The sequence below is a fragment of the Paenibacillus mesophilus genome (assembly GCF_005938385.1).
GTDB lineage: Bacteria > Bacillota > Bacilli > Paenibacillales > NBRC-103111 > Paenibacillus_AB > Paenibacillus_AB mesophilus.
In genome coordinates this window covers 354575-368046 of sequence record NZ_VCRA01000001.1, presented here as the reverse complement: position 1 = coordinate 368046, position 13472 = coordinate 354575, and the positions used below count along the sequence as shown (strand labels likewise).

Annotated in this window: 14 protein-coding genes and 1 riboswitch; of the genes, 9 read left to right on the top strand and 5 right to left on the bottom strand. The window is 54.4% G+C overall.

Annotation, left to right across the window (positions count from 1 at the left end; genetic code table 11):
- Window positions 1-70: 70 nt before the first annotated feature.
- A complete protein-coding gene (locus tag FE783_RS01325) occupies window positions 71-841 on the top strand; it encodes a tRNA threonylcarbamoyladenosine dehydratase (RefSeq protein ID WP_138877507.1) in 771 nt (256 codons plus the stop codon).
- 131 nt (window positions 842-972) lie between these two features.
- On the opposite strand, the gene FE783_RS01320 is transcribed toward FE783_RS01325, so the two are convergent.
- Entirely contained in the window at window positions 973-2310 is a 1338-nt protein-coding gene (locus tag FE783_RS01320) for a hemolysin family protein (RefSeq protein WP_138877763.1), read from the bottom strand.
- A gap of 233 nt (window positions 2311-2543) precedes the next feature.
- Here FE783_RS01320 and FE783_RS01315 point away from each other — a divergent pair, with 233 nt between their 5' ends.
- Window positions 2544-3311, top strand: a complete 768-nt coding sequence (locus FE783_RS01315; protein WP_138877506.1) for a DUF1836 domain-containing protein — start codon at window positions 2544-2546, stop codon at window positions 3309-3311.
- A gap of 170 nt (window positions 3312-3481) precedes the next feature.
- Window positions 3482-4321, top strand: a complete 840-nt coding sequence (nadE, locus tag FE783_RS01310) for an ammonia-dependent NAD(+) synthetase (RefSeq protein ID WP_138877762.1) — start codon at window positions 3482-3484, stop codon at window positions 4319-4321.
- Window positions 4322-4453: 132 nt separating this feature from the next.
- Here nadE and FE783_RS01305 read toward each other — a convergent pair whose 3' ends face one another.
- Together FE783_RS01305 and FE783_RS01300 are read right to left on the bottom strand one after the other, a co-directional pair.
- On the bottom strand, window positions 4454-5359 hold the full coding sequence (locus FE783_RS01305) for an AraC family transcriptional regulator (RefSeq protein WP_158301565.1): 906 nt from the start codon (window positions 5357-5359) through the stop codon (window positions 4454-4456).
- A gap of 73 nt (window positions 5360-5432) precedes the next feature.
- Window positions 5433-6980: a hypothetical protein gene (locus tag FE783_RS01300; RefSeq protein ID WP_138877504.1), complete on the bottom strand. Its 1548-nt coding sequence runs from the start codon at window positions 6978-6980 to the stop codon at window positions 5433-5435.
- Between the two features lie 361 nt (window positions 6981-7341).
- Here FE783_RS01300 and hisD point away from each other — a divergent pair, with 361 nt between their 5' ends.
- The 4 genes from hisD (at window position 7342) to FE783_RS01280 (ending at window position 10824) form a co-directional block, all read left to right on the top strand.
- On the top strand, window positions 7342-8655 hold the full coding sequence (gene hisD, locus FE783_RS01295) for a histidinol dehydrogenase (protein ID WP_138877503.1): 1314 nt from the start codon (window positions 7342-7344) through the stop codon (window positions 8653-8655).
- A gap of 141 nt (window positions 8656-8796) precedes the next feature.
- A riboswitch (cyclic di-GMP riboswitch) is annotated at window positions 8797-8891 on the top strand.
- A 115-nt stretch (window positions 8892-9006) separates the two neighbouring features.
- A complete protein-coding gene (locus tag FE783_RS01290) occupies window positions 9007-9648 on the top strand; it encodes an HD-GYP domain-containing protein (protein ID WP_138877502.1) in 642 nt (213 codons plus the stop codon).
- A 25-nt stretch (window positions 9649-9673) separates the two neighbouring features.
- Entirely contained in the window at window positions 9674-10027 is a 354-nt protein-coding gene (locus tag FE783_RS01285; RefSeq protein WP_138877501.1) for a hypothetical protein, read from the top strand.
- Window positions 10024-10824 (top strand): GGDEF domain-containing protein, encoded by an 801-nt coding sequence (locus FE783_RS01280; RefSeq protein ID WP_138877500.1) that lies wholly within the window; start codon window positions 10024-10026, stop codon window positions 10822-10824. The genes FE783_RS01285 and FE783_RS01280 overlap by 4 nt, the downstream gene beginning before the upstream one ends.
- A gap of 28 nt (window positions 10825-10852) precedes the next feature.
- On the opposite strand, the gene FE783_RS01275 is transcribed toward FE783_RS01280, so the two are convergent.
- Complete coding sequence (locus tag FE783_RS01275) at window positions 10853-11164, bottom strand: hypothetical protein (protein WP_138877499.1); 312 nt, start codon at window positions 11162-11164, stop codon at window positions 10853-10855.
- Between the two features lie 62 nt (window positions 11165-11226).
- Between FE783_RS01275 and infC the strand changes: the two genes are divergently transcribed.
- Window positions 11227-11700 carry a translation initiation factor IF-3 gene (infC, locus tag FE783_RS01270; RefSeq protein WP_138877498.1) on the top strand — a complete coding sequence of 158 codons (474 nt, stop codon included), beginning with the start codon at window positions 11227-11229 and terminating at the stop codon, window positions 11698-11700.
- Window positions 11701-11803: 103 nt separating this feature from the next.
- Here infC and FE783_RS01265 read toward each other — a convergent pair whose 3' ends face one another.
- A complete protein-coding gene (locus tag FE783_RS01265; RefSeq protein ID WP_138877497.1) occupies window positions 11804-12712 on the bottom strand; it encodes a DUF4097 family beta strand repeat-containing protein in 909 nt (302 codons plus the stop codon).
- 269 nt (window positions 12713-12981) lie between these two features.
- On the opposite strand from FE783_RS01265, the gene FE783_RS01260 reads away from it, so the two are divergent.
- Window positions 12982-13440, top strand: coding sequence for a MarR family winged helix-turn-helix transcriptional regulator (locus FE783_RS01260; protein ID WP_138877496.1), 459 nt, complete (start codon window positions 12982-12984; stop codon window positions 13438-13440).
- The last annotated feature ends 32 nt before the right edge of the window (window positions 13441-13472 follow it).

Sequence of the window (13472 nt, the reverse complement as noted above, 5' to 3'; positions counted from 1 at the left end):
CGAAAAGTAATCGGACTATGCTACAGAGCTAAGCGTCACTTTTTGGGGTGAAAAAGTAGGGGGTGCATTTATGCTCCATCAGTTTTCTCGAACGGAATTGGCGATCGGTCCCGAAGGACTTGACGTCATGAGAAAAAGCACCGTCGCCGTGCTAGGCATCGGCGGGGTCGGATCGATCGCCGCCGAAGCGCTCGTACGGACCGGCGTCGGCCGCGTCATTATGGTCGACAAGGACGTCGTCGACGTGACGAACATCAACCGGCAAATTCACGCGCTCACTACGACGGTCGGACAGCCCAAAGCCGAGCTGATGCGGGACAGGGTCAAGCTGATCAACCCGGACTGCGACGCGATCGCGCTGAGGATGTTCTATACCGAAGAGACGTACGAGAAGTTTTTCGAATATCCGCTTGACTATGTGCTCGACGCTTCGGATACGGTAACGTACAAAATCCATCTGATCAAAGAATGCTTGAAGCGGAAAATTCCGATCATATCGAGCATGGGAGCGGCCAACAAGATGGACCCGACGCAGTTCCGCGTGGCGGACATCTCGCAGACGTCGGTCGATCCGCTTGCACGGGTTATCCGCCAAAAGCTTCGCAAGGACGGCATCAAGAAGGGCGTCAAGGTCGTGTTCTCGACTGAGGAGCCGGTAAAGCCGCGTGAAGACGTAACGCAGCGGATCGTGCCGGAGAACGCTCCGGACATCCGCAAGGCGCAGCAGCCGCCGGCGAGCAACTCGTTCGTACCGCCGGTCGCGGGGCTGATCATGGTCAGCGTCGTCGTACGCGATCTGCTGGCTAGAGCGGCCAAATCGCAGGGCGGGCCGCAGGCGTAACCGCCGCTGCGAACCTTATATACTTGCCGAGAACGGGTAAATCCATTGAGATTTACCCGTTTTTCTTTTTCCGCATACAAAAAAGGGATTATCTCTAAGGAGACAATCCCTTTTCTATTCTAGCCCGCCGATCATGAGACAGAGGAGACAGGCTCCCCTTCCGAATCGTTACCGTTAGGTTCCGTATCTATGATCATTTCGATTTTTTTGATCCGGTGTTTGCCCGCTTCGCGGATAATAAACTTGACGTTGTCGCGAACAATTTGCTTGCCGGCTTTCGGATCATGAATTTGACTGTACAGCCATCCGCCGATCGTATCGACCTCTTCCTGCTCGAAGTCGATGCCGGTAAGGTCGCTCAGCTCGGACAACGAAACTTTGCCGTCGAGCAGGAAGCAGTTGTCGTCCAGCTTCTCGATCTCTTTGCGTTCGTCCGCATCGAATTCGTCGCGGATTTCGCCGACGATCTCTTCCAAAATGTCCTCGATCGTAATCAGTCCCGATGTGCCGCCGTATTCGTCGACGAGCAGCGCGATATGAACCCGTTCCTGCTGCATCCGCTTCAGAAGCGTCTTGACCGGCATCACTTCGGAAACGGTCATGACGGGCTGCATAATTTGTTTCACGTCCAGTTGGGCATTGTCCTGCAGCTTAAGGAACAGCTGCTTCGTGTTGATCGTTCCGACGATGTTGTCCTTGCTGTCCGTCGCTACGGGAAACCGCGTATATTGTTCTTTGAGGATCACATCCATATTTTCCTGCAAAGAATGATTCGTATATAAGCAAACCATATCGGTCCGGGGAACCATAATCTCTTTGGCCAGCATTTCGTCGAAAGCGAATATGCGGCTGACGTAACCGTACTCGGTATTGTTGATTTTGCCGCTTTGCAGGCTGTCGTTCAAAATAATTTGAATTTCTTCCTCGGTATGAGCCTCTTCGTGCTCCTTGGCCGGCTTCAAGCCGAACAATTTGACCAGCTTGTTGGCAGAACCGTTCAATACCCAGATGAAAGGATACATGACTTTATAAAATAAAATAATCGGCTTCGCTACGAAAAACGTAATCATTTCCGCCTTCTGAATCGCAAGCGTCTTCGGGGCGAGCTCGCCGATAACGACGTGCAAATACGTTACGGATATAAACGCGATGAAGAACGACAAAATATGACTGACGTCGCTATTGATGTCCCATCGCTCGAACAAAGGGAGAAGCAGTTTTTCCACGGTAGGCTCACCCAGCCAGCCGAGTCCGAGAGCGGTAATCGTAATACCGAGCTGACAAGCCGATAAGTATCCGTCCAGGTTGCTTGTTACCCGTTGAACGGCGAGAGCGTTTTTCTTCCCTTCGAGCACCAATTGGTCCACCCGGCTGGAACGAATTCGGATAATCGCAAATTCCGTCGCCACGAAGAAAGCCGTCAACACAATCAACAATACAAACAAGAACAGATTCAGTCCTATACCCATTGTTCGTTTCACACAATCCTTTGCTTTTGGATTTGGAGTTCTTATGATCTTATAATACGAACTTAAACGTGTTGTGCGCAACGTCGCGAATGGAGGGTGCCGGGCGTCTAGCGTCAATCACGGACGAATAAATGGGGGAAACAGCTGATTATTGGCTATTTTCTTGCCTTTACAAGTTCTAGGGTTAGTCGTATCATAATTCGCATGAACCGTAACGAGAGGAGGAGCAGAACTTGGAATCGTTTAACGTAACCCGGAAAGAAATGGCTTCGCTGCTCGTTGCCCTGGACGGCCGGTCGAGCCGGACCCCGCTGCAGGTTCTGCAGGAGTCGTGGAGAAAGACGCATCGCGACTTCCCGGAGACGAGTCGGGCGCTGCCGGTCCTCCTGTCGACGGAGCTGCCGCCGGTTATGGAGAGGGTGATCCGGGGAGGCGAGGTGAGGGGCTTCTCCTTGCAGGAAATCGCCGATCTGGGGAAACATATCGAATATTCGCATTTGTCCATTACGGCGATTCAAAACTGGGTAAAACGCGATTTTAAAGCTTATTTCGATTCGCCGAAAATGGGCCGAAAGTATTCGTTGAACCAGGCCGCTCTCATCTACATCATAGACGATCTGAAATCGAATCTCGATTTCGTGTCGATCCAGAAGCTGTTCAAAATCGTATTTCTCGAGGAAGGCAACGAGAAGGACGACCTGATCTCGCCGATCGACCTGTACATGACGTATTCCTCCATGTTCGAGGAGCTGGACGCCAACAACGACCAATTGATGGATACCGCCGGTCACGTCAAGGAAAACCGCAATCAGGACGCGTTAACGGAAAACGCGATCCGTACGGTCGCCGAACGGTATGCCGGGCTGCTTCCGCATATTTCCGGCAAACAAAAAGAGGCGATCCAGAGCATTTTGTTTATCGCCGCCATTTCCATCCAAACTTCGTACTTCCACTCGTTGGCGAGACGATATTTGAACGCGATCCTTTTTCTCGAAACTTGAGACAGGCCCGTTGGCGCCTGTTTCTTGTTTTGTGCCTTGCTCTCTCCGATAGAGTTCGGTTGTAGGGCTTTCCGCCGTGAGAAACTTTTAGAAGGTCTGGGGTTCTATTCTTTTTGACCGTTTGATACTATAAGGTTCAGGGTAAGCCGAATAAGGAGGAATAGATGAAGATGAGAGAGCTTCAGCAGCATATTATGCAAGTGTTGAACGTCAAACCCGAAATCGATGCGAAGGAAGAAATCCGCAGCCGTATTGAATTTCTGAAAAGCTATATGCTCCGCACCGGCTCGAAAAGGCTCGTGCTCGGCATATCGGGCGGCCAAGACTCGACGCTTGCAGGCAGGCTGTGCCAACTGAGCGTACAAGAGCTTCGCGCCGAGACGGCCGATGAACAATACCGGTTTATTGCCGTCCGCCTGCCTTACGGGGTGCAGCATGACGAGGACGACGCCCGGCAGGCGCTCGATTTCATTCAACCGGACCAACTGTATACGTTCAATATCAAAGCCGCGACGGACGCCTTTGTTCCGGAATGCGAGAGTGCGACGGGCCAGCCGGTCCGGGATTACGATAAAGGAAACGTGAAGGCGCGTGTACGTATGGTAGCGCAATATTTGCTCGGCGCCCATGTCGGAGGCGCTCTAGTAGTCGGAACCGATCACGCCGCAGAAGCGGTTACCGGATTTTTCACCAAATTCGGTGACGGAGGGGCGGACGTTACTCCTTTGACCGGCTTGACGAAACGGCAAGGGAAACAGCTCCTGCAGCAATTGCAAGCTCCCGCCCGGCTGTATTTGAAGACGCCTACGGCCGACCTTCTGGACAACAAGCCGGGACAAGCGGACGAGACGGAGCTCGGCGTTTCGTACGACCTGTTGGACGATTACTTGGAAGGAAAGCCGGTCCCGGATGATGCGGCCGATAAGATCGAAGCGAGATTCCGCAACTCTCAGCACAAAAGGGAGCTTCCGGTAACCCCGTACGACGCTTGGTGGAAGACGAACCGATGACGATATAGGATAAGCCGGCGGCCTCGCTACTCGTAGACGGGCCGCCGGCTTTAATTTCTTTACAGGACTAAAAGTAAAACGTACTTCCGCTCCCGTAACCGGAAAACAAGTCTGAAGCGAGAGTTGGAGCAGCTATAAGATGTTCGTCAGCTTGCGATAATGCCCGGGGGAGATGCCCTCCAGCTTGTTGAATATGCGGCTGAAATAGTGGAGGTCATCGTAGCCGACAAGCTTGCCGACCGTTTCGAGCTTATAATCGGTTTCGCGCAATATCCGTTTCGCTTCCTGATGGCGGACCTGCTGCATATATTTGCTCGGCGGGAGGCCGACCGTCTCCTTGAACAATTTGGCGGCGTAATCTTCATGCAGGTTGAGCTCGACGGCTACGCGCGCATTGGACCAGTCTTCGGCATAGTCGGTTTCCATCCGTTTGGCGAGGCGCCGTATCGATTGGCCGTATTTCGGATGGATCCGACCGTCCGGGGCGTTCCGGCTTTGGAGCAGCTCGTGCAGCACAAGCAGCATGAGCCCTCTGCACGCCAATTCGTAGCCCGTCATCTTGGCATTGAATTGTTCGATGATCGATTCGAGCAGCGGTACGATTCGAGGTGGGGCCGTGTAGACGGAGCAGTGCAGCAGCGGACCGATTTCCGGAAATTCCGGCTCCACGCAGTAGCTGTTCTCGCCACGCGCGTGGTAGTCCTTGACGACGACGTCGTGATCGCCCGCAATCGTCATTTCGCCGAAATAATCGAAATGAACGCCGAACACGCATACTTCCGATTCGATCCGGATGCTGTGATAACATTTCGCCGGGATGTAGAGCAGGCTGCCGGCCGGCAGGGTGAACGATTCCTCCCCCACCGTGGCATGAATGACGCCCTTCTGCACGTACAGCAGCTCATAATCGTAAATTTGCCGCCGCTCGAAGCTCCATCTCGATGTTCGAATCATGCGTCTTGCCCAATGAACGTTTGGAGCCAATGTGGAGAAAGAAGCAGTCGGTTTGCGCATGAGTGCGTTTGGCAGGTCCGTCATCGACATCCCCTTCCGCTTGTTGGTTTGTTATCATCATAACGGATTCAGTTTCCCCGAAGGCGAGCTCCCGCCGTCATGTAGCGGGCGTCAATGCCGTTTCTTGAAGCGCGCGCTCCCACCACATTTTCCCTTTCGATTTGCGGTTGCCGTCGATGGTGAACACGTGAAGGCTTTCCGGATCGGACAGCCGCAGCTTCGTTTGATATTCTTTCCTTAAAACGAGCTCGTTGTCGCCGCCGAAATGAAAAATGACGATTTGTTTGCCTTCGACCGCAAGCGATCGGAATAGCCCGTTAATATGACCGTCATCCCCGTTGAACCCGTAGCCGACGATGCATACGATATCGGACTGCTTGAACTTATCGTAAAGCTCCACATATCTTCTCGACATCGAGATCGACGTCAAAGGCTTTACTCCGCTCTGCGTAAATAAAAAAGGAACGACGATATGCACAGGCGGCCCGGGCCGCTCGCCCGTTTCACAGGTTGCTATATGATTGCAATAAGGATCGTAAAATTCGTTCACGCTTCCGTTCAGATGATACACCGGGATAGACGGCAGAAGGCTGCTCTCGAGCACCTGCTCGGCATAGCTGTTATAGTTAGTCGTGCCGATCGCCTGGATGGAAGCTTCTCCGGACAACGGGATCAGATCGTGGTAAAATCCGGGTCCGGCGGCCAGTTTGCCGGCATCGGCTTCGTTGCGGGTGGTTATATATCTGCGGACCGTATGGAGGAAAATGCTTATTTTCGTAAACTTGGCCCAATGCGCTTTCGGGTTGTACAAATATCTGAAGTGGCTGTCGATCAAAGCCTGATAATCTATCGCTTGCGCATAGACGTCTTCCAGTACGGCACGTCCCAATTCGACCATCATGTCGGTCAGGGCACTCTCCGCCGTCAGTTCGCCCGGTTTATCGTCAATGACGATTTCCATCCCCGTCTGGCCGGCGTTTCGGTAATCCATGCTGAATACGCCCGTCACATCATCGAACACCGACAACCGGTCGGGCGACGATTCGAACAGCTCTTCATTGAGCCTGGATACGAGAAGCTGACCGCAAGCCCCAACGAGCAGCTCGAGGATCGCGCGGACGGTTTGCTGCAATTTGCGATGGTCCGGGGTTGCTTCCAGCGTTCGCAGCATGGCCGAGAAGTAATCGGAATCGAACAGGCGCACGCTTTCCGCCAGCCGGTTATTGAGCTTGACCGCTTGTCCGTAGCTGATATCTCCGATATCCGCTCCGATTTCCTGCCGGTACTTCTGCCTCAGCGTTTCTTCATCAAGTACCGGGCCACTCAGAAGCCTGGCCGCATGCTGATCGAAATTTTCCAAGAAAGCCAATATTTCTTCCCGTCTGTACTCCAGGCTCGAGGCGACGATCCCCTCGAAATCGCTTCTTCCGAACACATGGACTCTTTTCTTCAAATAGCCGTGCGGCAGCCATTTCGCGGCGTAATTCGAGGTGAGCGGTATGCGCTCCAGCTGTCTGCGGAATTCGGCCTTATCGTCCTCGACGGGCGTCCGGAATAAATCAAGCGCGAACTTGCCGCCGGATGGAAGCCCATATGCGATCTCGGCGCCGGCCCCGAAAAACAATGCGATCTTTGTCCCGGACATTTCATCTCACCCCGCTGTCGAATCTATTAAGTTGATTTTACCATATCGGGCGGTTGGGTAGTCTATCGGGATTCGGGCGGCTCGTTGCGAGTTGTGCAAAAAAGATTGCATTTTCTTAGCGGCTATTGTAAGATTTGCTAAATCCCATCCCAAAAAGGCGGCGGCTTCGATATGAAACAGGCGATTCGTCTTTCCAGGCAGCATCATCATACGTAAAGCGTTTGTACCCGGATCGAATGTCCGCAGGTATAAGCGCTTTTTGCACTTGTACCTGTGAGGCTAATGAAAGAGCCATGCAGGTATTTTCTTACCTGTGCGGCTCTTTTTGTTTTGAAACCTTATTAATAATGGAGGGAACAGGATGAGCAGACTTGTATACCGGCTGCCCGAGGACAGTAATGAGCTAGCCCAGCGGTTGGCACCGCAACGAAAGCTTTTTGACCGCGGAGTATTGCAAGGAGTGTACGGCATCTTCAATCAAGTGGAAGAGGGGAAGGACCAAGCGATTATAGGTGTTACCGAATCGATCGATAAGGTCAAGCTGGAGCGGGTCGGTTTGACGCCCGCATATATTCGGCAATGTCTCGATTCGCTCTCTCCTACCTTGAAGCAGGCTATCGAACAAGCACGGGATCATATCGAGGAAGTGAACCGGGCGCTCCTGCCCGTGTCATGGCACAAAGAGATTAGACCCGGCACGATCGTCGGCGAGAAGATCAGTCCGCTGGATGCGGTCGGCATATGGATTCCCGCACGCAAGGGCCCCTTGATCTCTACGGCGCTCATGCTTGTAACCGCAGCGAAGACGGCCGGAGTCGGCCGTATTGTCGTCGGCATGCCCCCGCTTCCGAGCGGGCTCGGTGACCCGGCGACGGTAGCGGCCGCCAGCATGGCCGGGGCCGACGAATTTGTCACCGGCAATGGCGTAGCCGTTATTGCCGGGTTGTGCATGGGAACGCCCTCGATCCCGAAAGTGAACGGGATATTCGGTCCGGGGCCCGGCGGGATCGCGGCGGCGATGAGTACGGCTTCCTCTTACGGCGTCAAGACGGCTGTCGGTCTGGGGCCGACCGAATGCGTCATAGTAGCCGACGAGACGGCTGACGCCGAAATGTTGGCTTACGATCTGATCAACGAAGGGGAGCACGGCCCCGATTCGTCGTCGATCTTGGTTACGACTTCCGCCGCGGTTGCGGAGCGGGTGGAGCGGCACTTGTTCGCCGTCATCGACGAAGTGGAGCCGCCTAGGCGGGATTATTTGCACAATGTGTTCGGCGCGAACGGTCTCGGAGCTATCGTCGTGGCTCCGAATATCGAGGCGGCCTGCGAATTTGTCAATGAATATGCGCCGGAGCATGTCATGGTCGTATGCGGCGAAGAGACGGAACGGAAGGCGCTCGAGCTCATCCGTAATGCCGGTGAAATATTGATCGGTCCGTATACGCCGTTCTCCGCGGCCAACTACGGCATAGGCATAACGGCCGTCCTACCGACGAACGGATACGCCAAATCGTTCTCCGGTATTACGAGCAAAGAAATGATCAAGACGTCGACGATCGGCAAGCTGGATCAACAAGCTTTGGCCGGGCTGCTGCCGGTCATCGAAGCATTGGGCGGATACGAGCGATTGCCTTGCCATGTCAAGGCGGCCGAGGTGCGGTTGCGGCGTATGTAATTGGGCGTTTTATAATTTATTCGCTATTCGACATTATTTGCGCACACAGGTGACAAAAATATACAAATGGGTTACAATCAAACTATTGGATCATACGATCCGAAAGCAATAGGAAGATAGAATCATTATCGTGTTCATAAACGAATCCAAAGGCACACTTATCGAAAGATAGGGCCGCAAAACCATTGGGGCTACCATGTAAATGGCCATTACATCATGCCAGCCAGGTTACCGAATTGTGAGACGGGCGCCCTCGAATTCGAGGGCTATTTGTTGTTGATCGGATCTCCCGTACATACAAGCCCTGTTCGATCCTGAAACCGTTTTTTGCCGAATAAGGGGGATTAATTCATGTTGAACGCGATCAACCGTCTTTTGATTCGATTGTCGGATAAAGACAGGGAGACGTTCGGGCACGTGCAGCGGGTCGGGGCGCTGGCCCAATGCTGGACCTCGCATTACGAGCTGCCCGCTCAAGAGGACCGGCAAGCTTTTATCGTAGGATGCTGCGTGCACGATGTAGGTAAAATCAAGATCGACGACGCTATTCTCCTGAAAACGTCGAAGCTGGACCCGAGCGAGTGGGATTTGATGAAAACCCATCCCGAGTGCGGCGAGAAGCTGATGCTCGAAGAGGGGGTTGCCGATGAGCGCCTGCTCGACATCGTCAAGTTCCATCACGAACGATGGGACGGCAAGGGGTACCCGACGGGGCTGCGGGGCGAAGACATTCCCCCCTTGGCCAGAATGTGCTCGATCATTGACGCTTTCGACGCCATGATTTCGGAGAGGCCCTACAAGAAAGGCATGACCGTCGAGCAAGCGAAGGAGGAGTTGGCGGTACAAAGCGGCATTCAATTTGACGAAAGCTACGTACGGCAATTTCTGAGCCTGCCGGATTCCATGCTGCATAATCCGACTCCGGTTCGCTTGGAGAAGCTTGCCGCCGATGGAACGTTATTCTATGTGCAATCTTTCCGGAGGGGGAAATGATTGGGATTAAGGAGCATGCACACTGATGAATCAAAGACGGATATACTCGAGAAGGGCTACATTATCGTTGAAAATGTCCGAGTTCGAAGTGCCCCCGATGCAGGATCTGCTCGTGATCGGACGCAAAGCGCCGATCGGACCCGAGGCGGTCAGGCGGATGGCGGAGGCGCTGTCGCCGGAGCAATTCACCATTATTGCGATCGAGCACCCCAAGGTGGAGGCTGTCCTGATCCGCAACTCGCTGCTGCAAATGATGGATAAAGACGTATTGATCAATATCGTGCTGGAGGAGGCGGACCGGATGATCAGCGATACGATGGTCATCCGCTCCGAGCTGAAGATCGAAGTTACGGTTCAGCGGGAGGTTGAGCTTACGTGAAGGTGGGCGAACTGATGTCTTCCCCGGTCCAATCGGTGTCATCCGACAAAAGCGTGCGGCATGCTTCCGAGCTGATGGCGAGGCTTGAAATCGGCTCTCTTGTAGTTCAGGACCACGGAAGCCTCGTCGGGATCCTCACTTCCCGCGACGTCCGCCAGTCGCATCCGAACCGGATCGTAGCCGACGCGATGACGCGCAAGCCGGTCAGCGTTCCCGTCGACAGCTTCGTGTGGGATGCGCTCGGCACGATGGAACGGCTGCGCATCGAACGGCTGCTCGTGACCGACAATGACCGGGTATGCGGCATCATTACCCGCGACACGATCCGGATTCATCTGAGCGAGCTGCAGGACCCGTTGACGGGATTGTTCCGTCCGGCGTACGTGCAGGCGATCGGAGAGGAGCTGCTCCGCAGACGGGAGCGGTTCCACCTGCTGTTTATCGACCTGAACGACTTCGGGGAAATCAATAAACGTTACGGCCACCCGGTCGGGGACGATTTGATCAAAGGCTTTGCCGACAAGCTGCTTACTCTCGCCACGGCCGACGACTATTTGTGCCGATATGCCGGCGACGAGTTCGTCATCGTTACGGTCCGCCCGGAAGCGTCGTTTCAGCAGCTGGTCGACGTCCTGCGCGAGCCTCAGATCATCGAGGATATTCCCGTCTCGATGACGGTCGGCACCGTTTCGGGCCAATACGAGCCGGGGTTTTTCTCCTACTCGTTCCGCGACCTGATCAGTAAGGCGAGTCTGCTGTCCACCTCGCTCAAGCCGAACGGCTTGTTGTTCTCGTGAGGCCGGCCTTTCAGGTCGGCTGTTCGGTCTACACCTTTCCCTTGCGGCGGCGTCTGTCGATCTCCTCTGTGACGACGAATGCAAGCTCCTCGTTGCCGAACAGCGACAGCACGCCGAGCACCGTCTCGTCCGGAATAGGACCGGCTTCGTCCTTCGGCACGGTCAGCTCGATCGTCTGGCGAAGAACGGGATTGTCGGCTTGCTCCGGGTAGGCGCGCATGTACAATTCAGCCGGGTCGAGATCTTGGTTGACGCACCATTGGGCGAATACGAGAATCATCATGTTCTCGTCGCGCTCGTAATTGCGGATGATGCGTTCTTCCATTTCTTTATTGCGCATTGTAAAATCTCCTTCGAACACGTAATATGGATCATTATAGCGAAAGTGCGGGGGGATCGACAATGATCATGAACGAAAAAATCAAAGCGTCGGAAGTGCTCCTGACCGGCGTAGACGGCGAAGATCTGGGCATAGTCGCGACGTCCGAAGCGCTCGCCATGGCCAAGAAGCTGAAGGTGGACCTCGTATGCACGTCGCTCATGAGCAGTCCTCCGCCGTGCAGGCTGGTCGGGGCCGGAGCCGCCAAGCGGGAGGAGCAGCAAGCCCGCAAGCGGGAGCGGGAGCCGAAGGTGAAAGAAGTCCGTCTGACGCCGCACATCGAGGAGCACGACTACGATACGAAGAAGCGGCAGGCGGAGAAGCATTTGCAGTCCGGGGACGCCGTTCTGCTCGTAGTCCGCATCCAGGGCAAGGAAGGCGCGAAGGCGAAAGAGCTGCTTGAAGCGTTGCTTAAAGAGCTGAAGTCCTCCGGACGCCCGACCACGGGGATACAGCTTAGCGGCAAGCAAGCCGCCGTACAAGTAAATCCGTTGTAGGGCCGGCGAGGCGAGCGACAATTCGTCCGGTATACGGCCGTGAAACGACAAAAGGGAGCGCTGTTTGCACTCCCGTTGTACGCCGCCGTTACGTCCTGCTGCGTCAGTCCATCGTAATGTTTCCCGATCCGGTCACGACCTTGAGCGTCGTATCGCCATTGCCGAACGTGCCTTTGCCCGATTTGCCGTCTTCGCTCTTCTCCATACCGTTCAAGCCTTTCCACCCGATGCTCGCTTTGCCGGAGCCCAGGCGCCAGTCGACGGTCATCGACTTCGGCTCGCGGTCCAGTTCAATCGTGACATTGCCGCTCCCGGTCGACAAACTGGTATCGTGCAGCAGCTCGGGAAACTCGATCCGGATGTCGCCGGAGCCCGTTTCGCCCTTCACCTTCGCTGCTCCGTCCTTCAGCTTCACAGTGCCGCTTTTCGTGTCGAAGGTGAATGTATCGGCCTTGAAGCCGTCCGCCTGCACGTTGCCGGAGCCCGTCTTCAGCTCGATCGTCTTCGCCTCGCTTGCCGACAGCTTCACGTTGCCGCTGCTCGTCTCGGCCTCGATGGACTTCCCGTTGATCTTCGCGACATCGACATTGCCGCTTCCCACTTTGACCTTGATCTCGTTCCACCGTTTCTCGGGTAATTCCACGGTCATCGTTACGCTATGAATCACGAAACCGAACTGTTTCCGTTCTGGCTTATCGATTCCGAGCTTCAGCGTCCCGCCCTTCGGTTCGGCTCTCAGCCCGATCTCGTCGGAGTAGTTGGTGCTCGTTTTACCGTGGACGCGTACTTCGATCCGATCCGAGCTGCCGCGAACGACGTTAACGTCGGAGCTGCTTACATCAATGGCGATGTTCTGATAAGCGTCCGCGTCATAAGATTCAGATATGTCTATTTTACTCGTGCTTAAGGACAGCCAGCCTCCGGCAAATCCTTTCCCGGAATTCCATGTTGCCAATACTCCCCATACGAGCGCCGCGATCAGAACAATTCCGATCATTGCTGATTTCTTCATTGGATTGTCTCCTCACTTACTTGATTCAAGTTTTTCCCTGCATTTGGCATTTGTCCGATTTCATACTCAGTGTAGCATGGAGCCTTTTTTCCGAACAACGGACCGGCGTCGGAAGCGAATTCCAGACTTAGGGCCAGTATGGCTTCCGGCGAAAGCCCGTAATCCCGGGCATTTGACGATCCCTATGAAGCATGGTATAGTGCTTACATCGAATAGTTCTATAATCAAATAATTTGATAGTAGAACAAGTTGTCCGGAAAGGAGACCCCATGAACGAGGAATTGCTGAAGCAAATCATTACCCGTTACGAGAACGCTTCGTTTATCGTCAACCGCAGGCTTAACGCGCTGCTCCGGGACTTGGTGCCGGGAGAGCTGACGCTCGATCAAGTGTTTGTATTGCGTTATATGTGCACGCACAATCCGTGTACTTCGTCCGAGCTGGCGGATACGTTCTGCGTCGGAAAAAGCTCGATAACGGCCATCATTTCACGGCTGTTCGACAAGAGTCTGATCCGGCGCATACCCGACGAGAAAGATCGGCGCGTTACCTATCTCGCGCTGACGGAAGAAGGGATGCGGGTGACGGGCGAGATGGAACGGAAAATTCATCAGCTGCTGACCCGGTATATCGCGCGGTTCGACGAGCAGGAGGGCGAAGCGTTCATTGCGACGTTCGAGAAGCTGGCCCGCGTGCTGCTGGAAGCGGAACAAGACCCCCAAAAGTGAAGCCGCTGGAACACAGCAACTAAGAAAGGGAG

Bases quoted from the DNA above. Each gene is read 5' to 3' on its own strand.
- FE783_RS01325 (WP_138877507.1), top strand. From the start codon at position 71: ATGCTCCATCAGTTTTCTCGAACGGAATTGGCGATCGGTCCCGAAGGA.
- FE783_RS01320 (WP_138877763.1), bottom strand. From the start codon at position 2,310: ATGGGTATAGGACTGAATCTGTTCTTGTTTGTATTGTTGATTGTGTTG.
- nadE (WP_138877762.1), top strand. From the start codon at position 3,482: ATGAGAGAGCTTCAGCAGCATATTATGCAAGTGTTGAACGTCAAACCC.
- FE783_RS01305 (WP_158301565.1), bottom strand. From the start codon at position 5,359: ATGACGGACCTGCCAAACGCACTCATGCGCAAACCGACTGCTTCTTTC.
- FE783_RS01300 (WP_138877504.1), bottom strand. From the start codon at position 6,980: ATGTCCGGGACAAAGATCGCATTGTTTTTCGGGGCCGGCGCCGAGATC.
- hisD (WP_138877503.1), top strand. From the start codon at position 7,342: ATGAGCAGACTTGTATACCGGCTGCCCGAGGACAGTAATGAGCTAGCC.
- FE783_RS01290 (WP_138877502.1), top strand. From the start codon at position 9,007: ATGTTGAACGCGATCAACCGTCTTTTGATTCGATTGTCGGATAAAGAC.
- FE783_RS01285 (WP_138877501.1), top strand. From the start codon at position 9,674: ATGAATCAAAGACGGATATACTCGAGAAGGGCTACATTATCGTTGAAA.
- FE783_RS01275 (WP_138877499.1), bottom strand. From the start codon at position 11,164: ATGCGCAATAAAGAAATGGAAGAACGCATCATCCGCAATTACGAGCGC.
- infC (WP_138877498.1), top strand. From the start codon at position 11,227: ATGATCATGAACGAAAAAATCAAAGCGTCGGAAGTGCTCCTGACCGGC.
- FE783_RS01265 (WP_138877497.1), bottom strand. From the start codon at position 12,712: ATGAAGAAATCAGCAATGATCGGAATTGTTCTGATCGCGGCGCTCGTA.
- FE783_RS01260 (WP_138877496.1), top strand. From the start codon at position 12,982: ATGAACGAGGAATTGCTGAAGCAAATCATTACCCGTTACGAGAACGCT.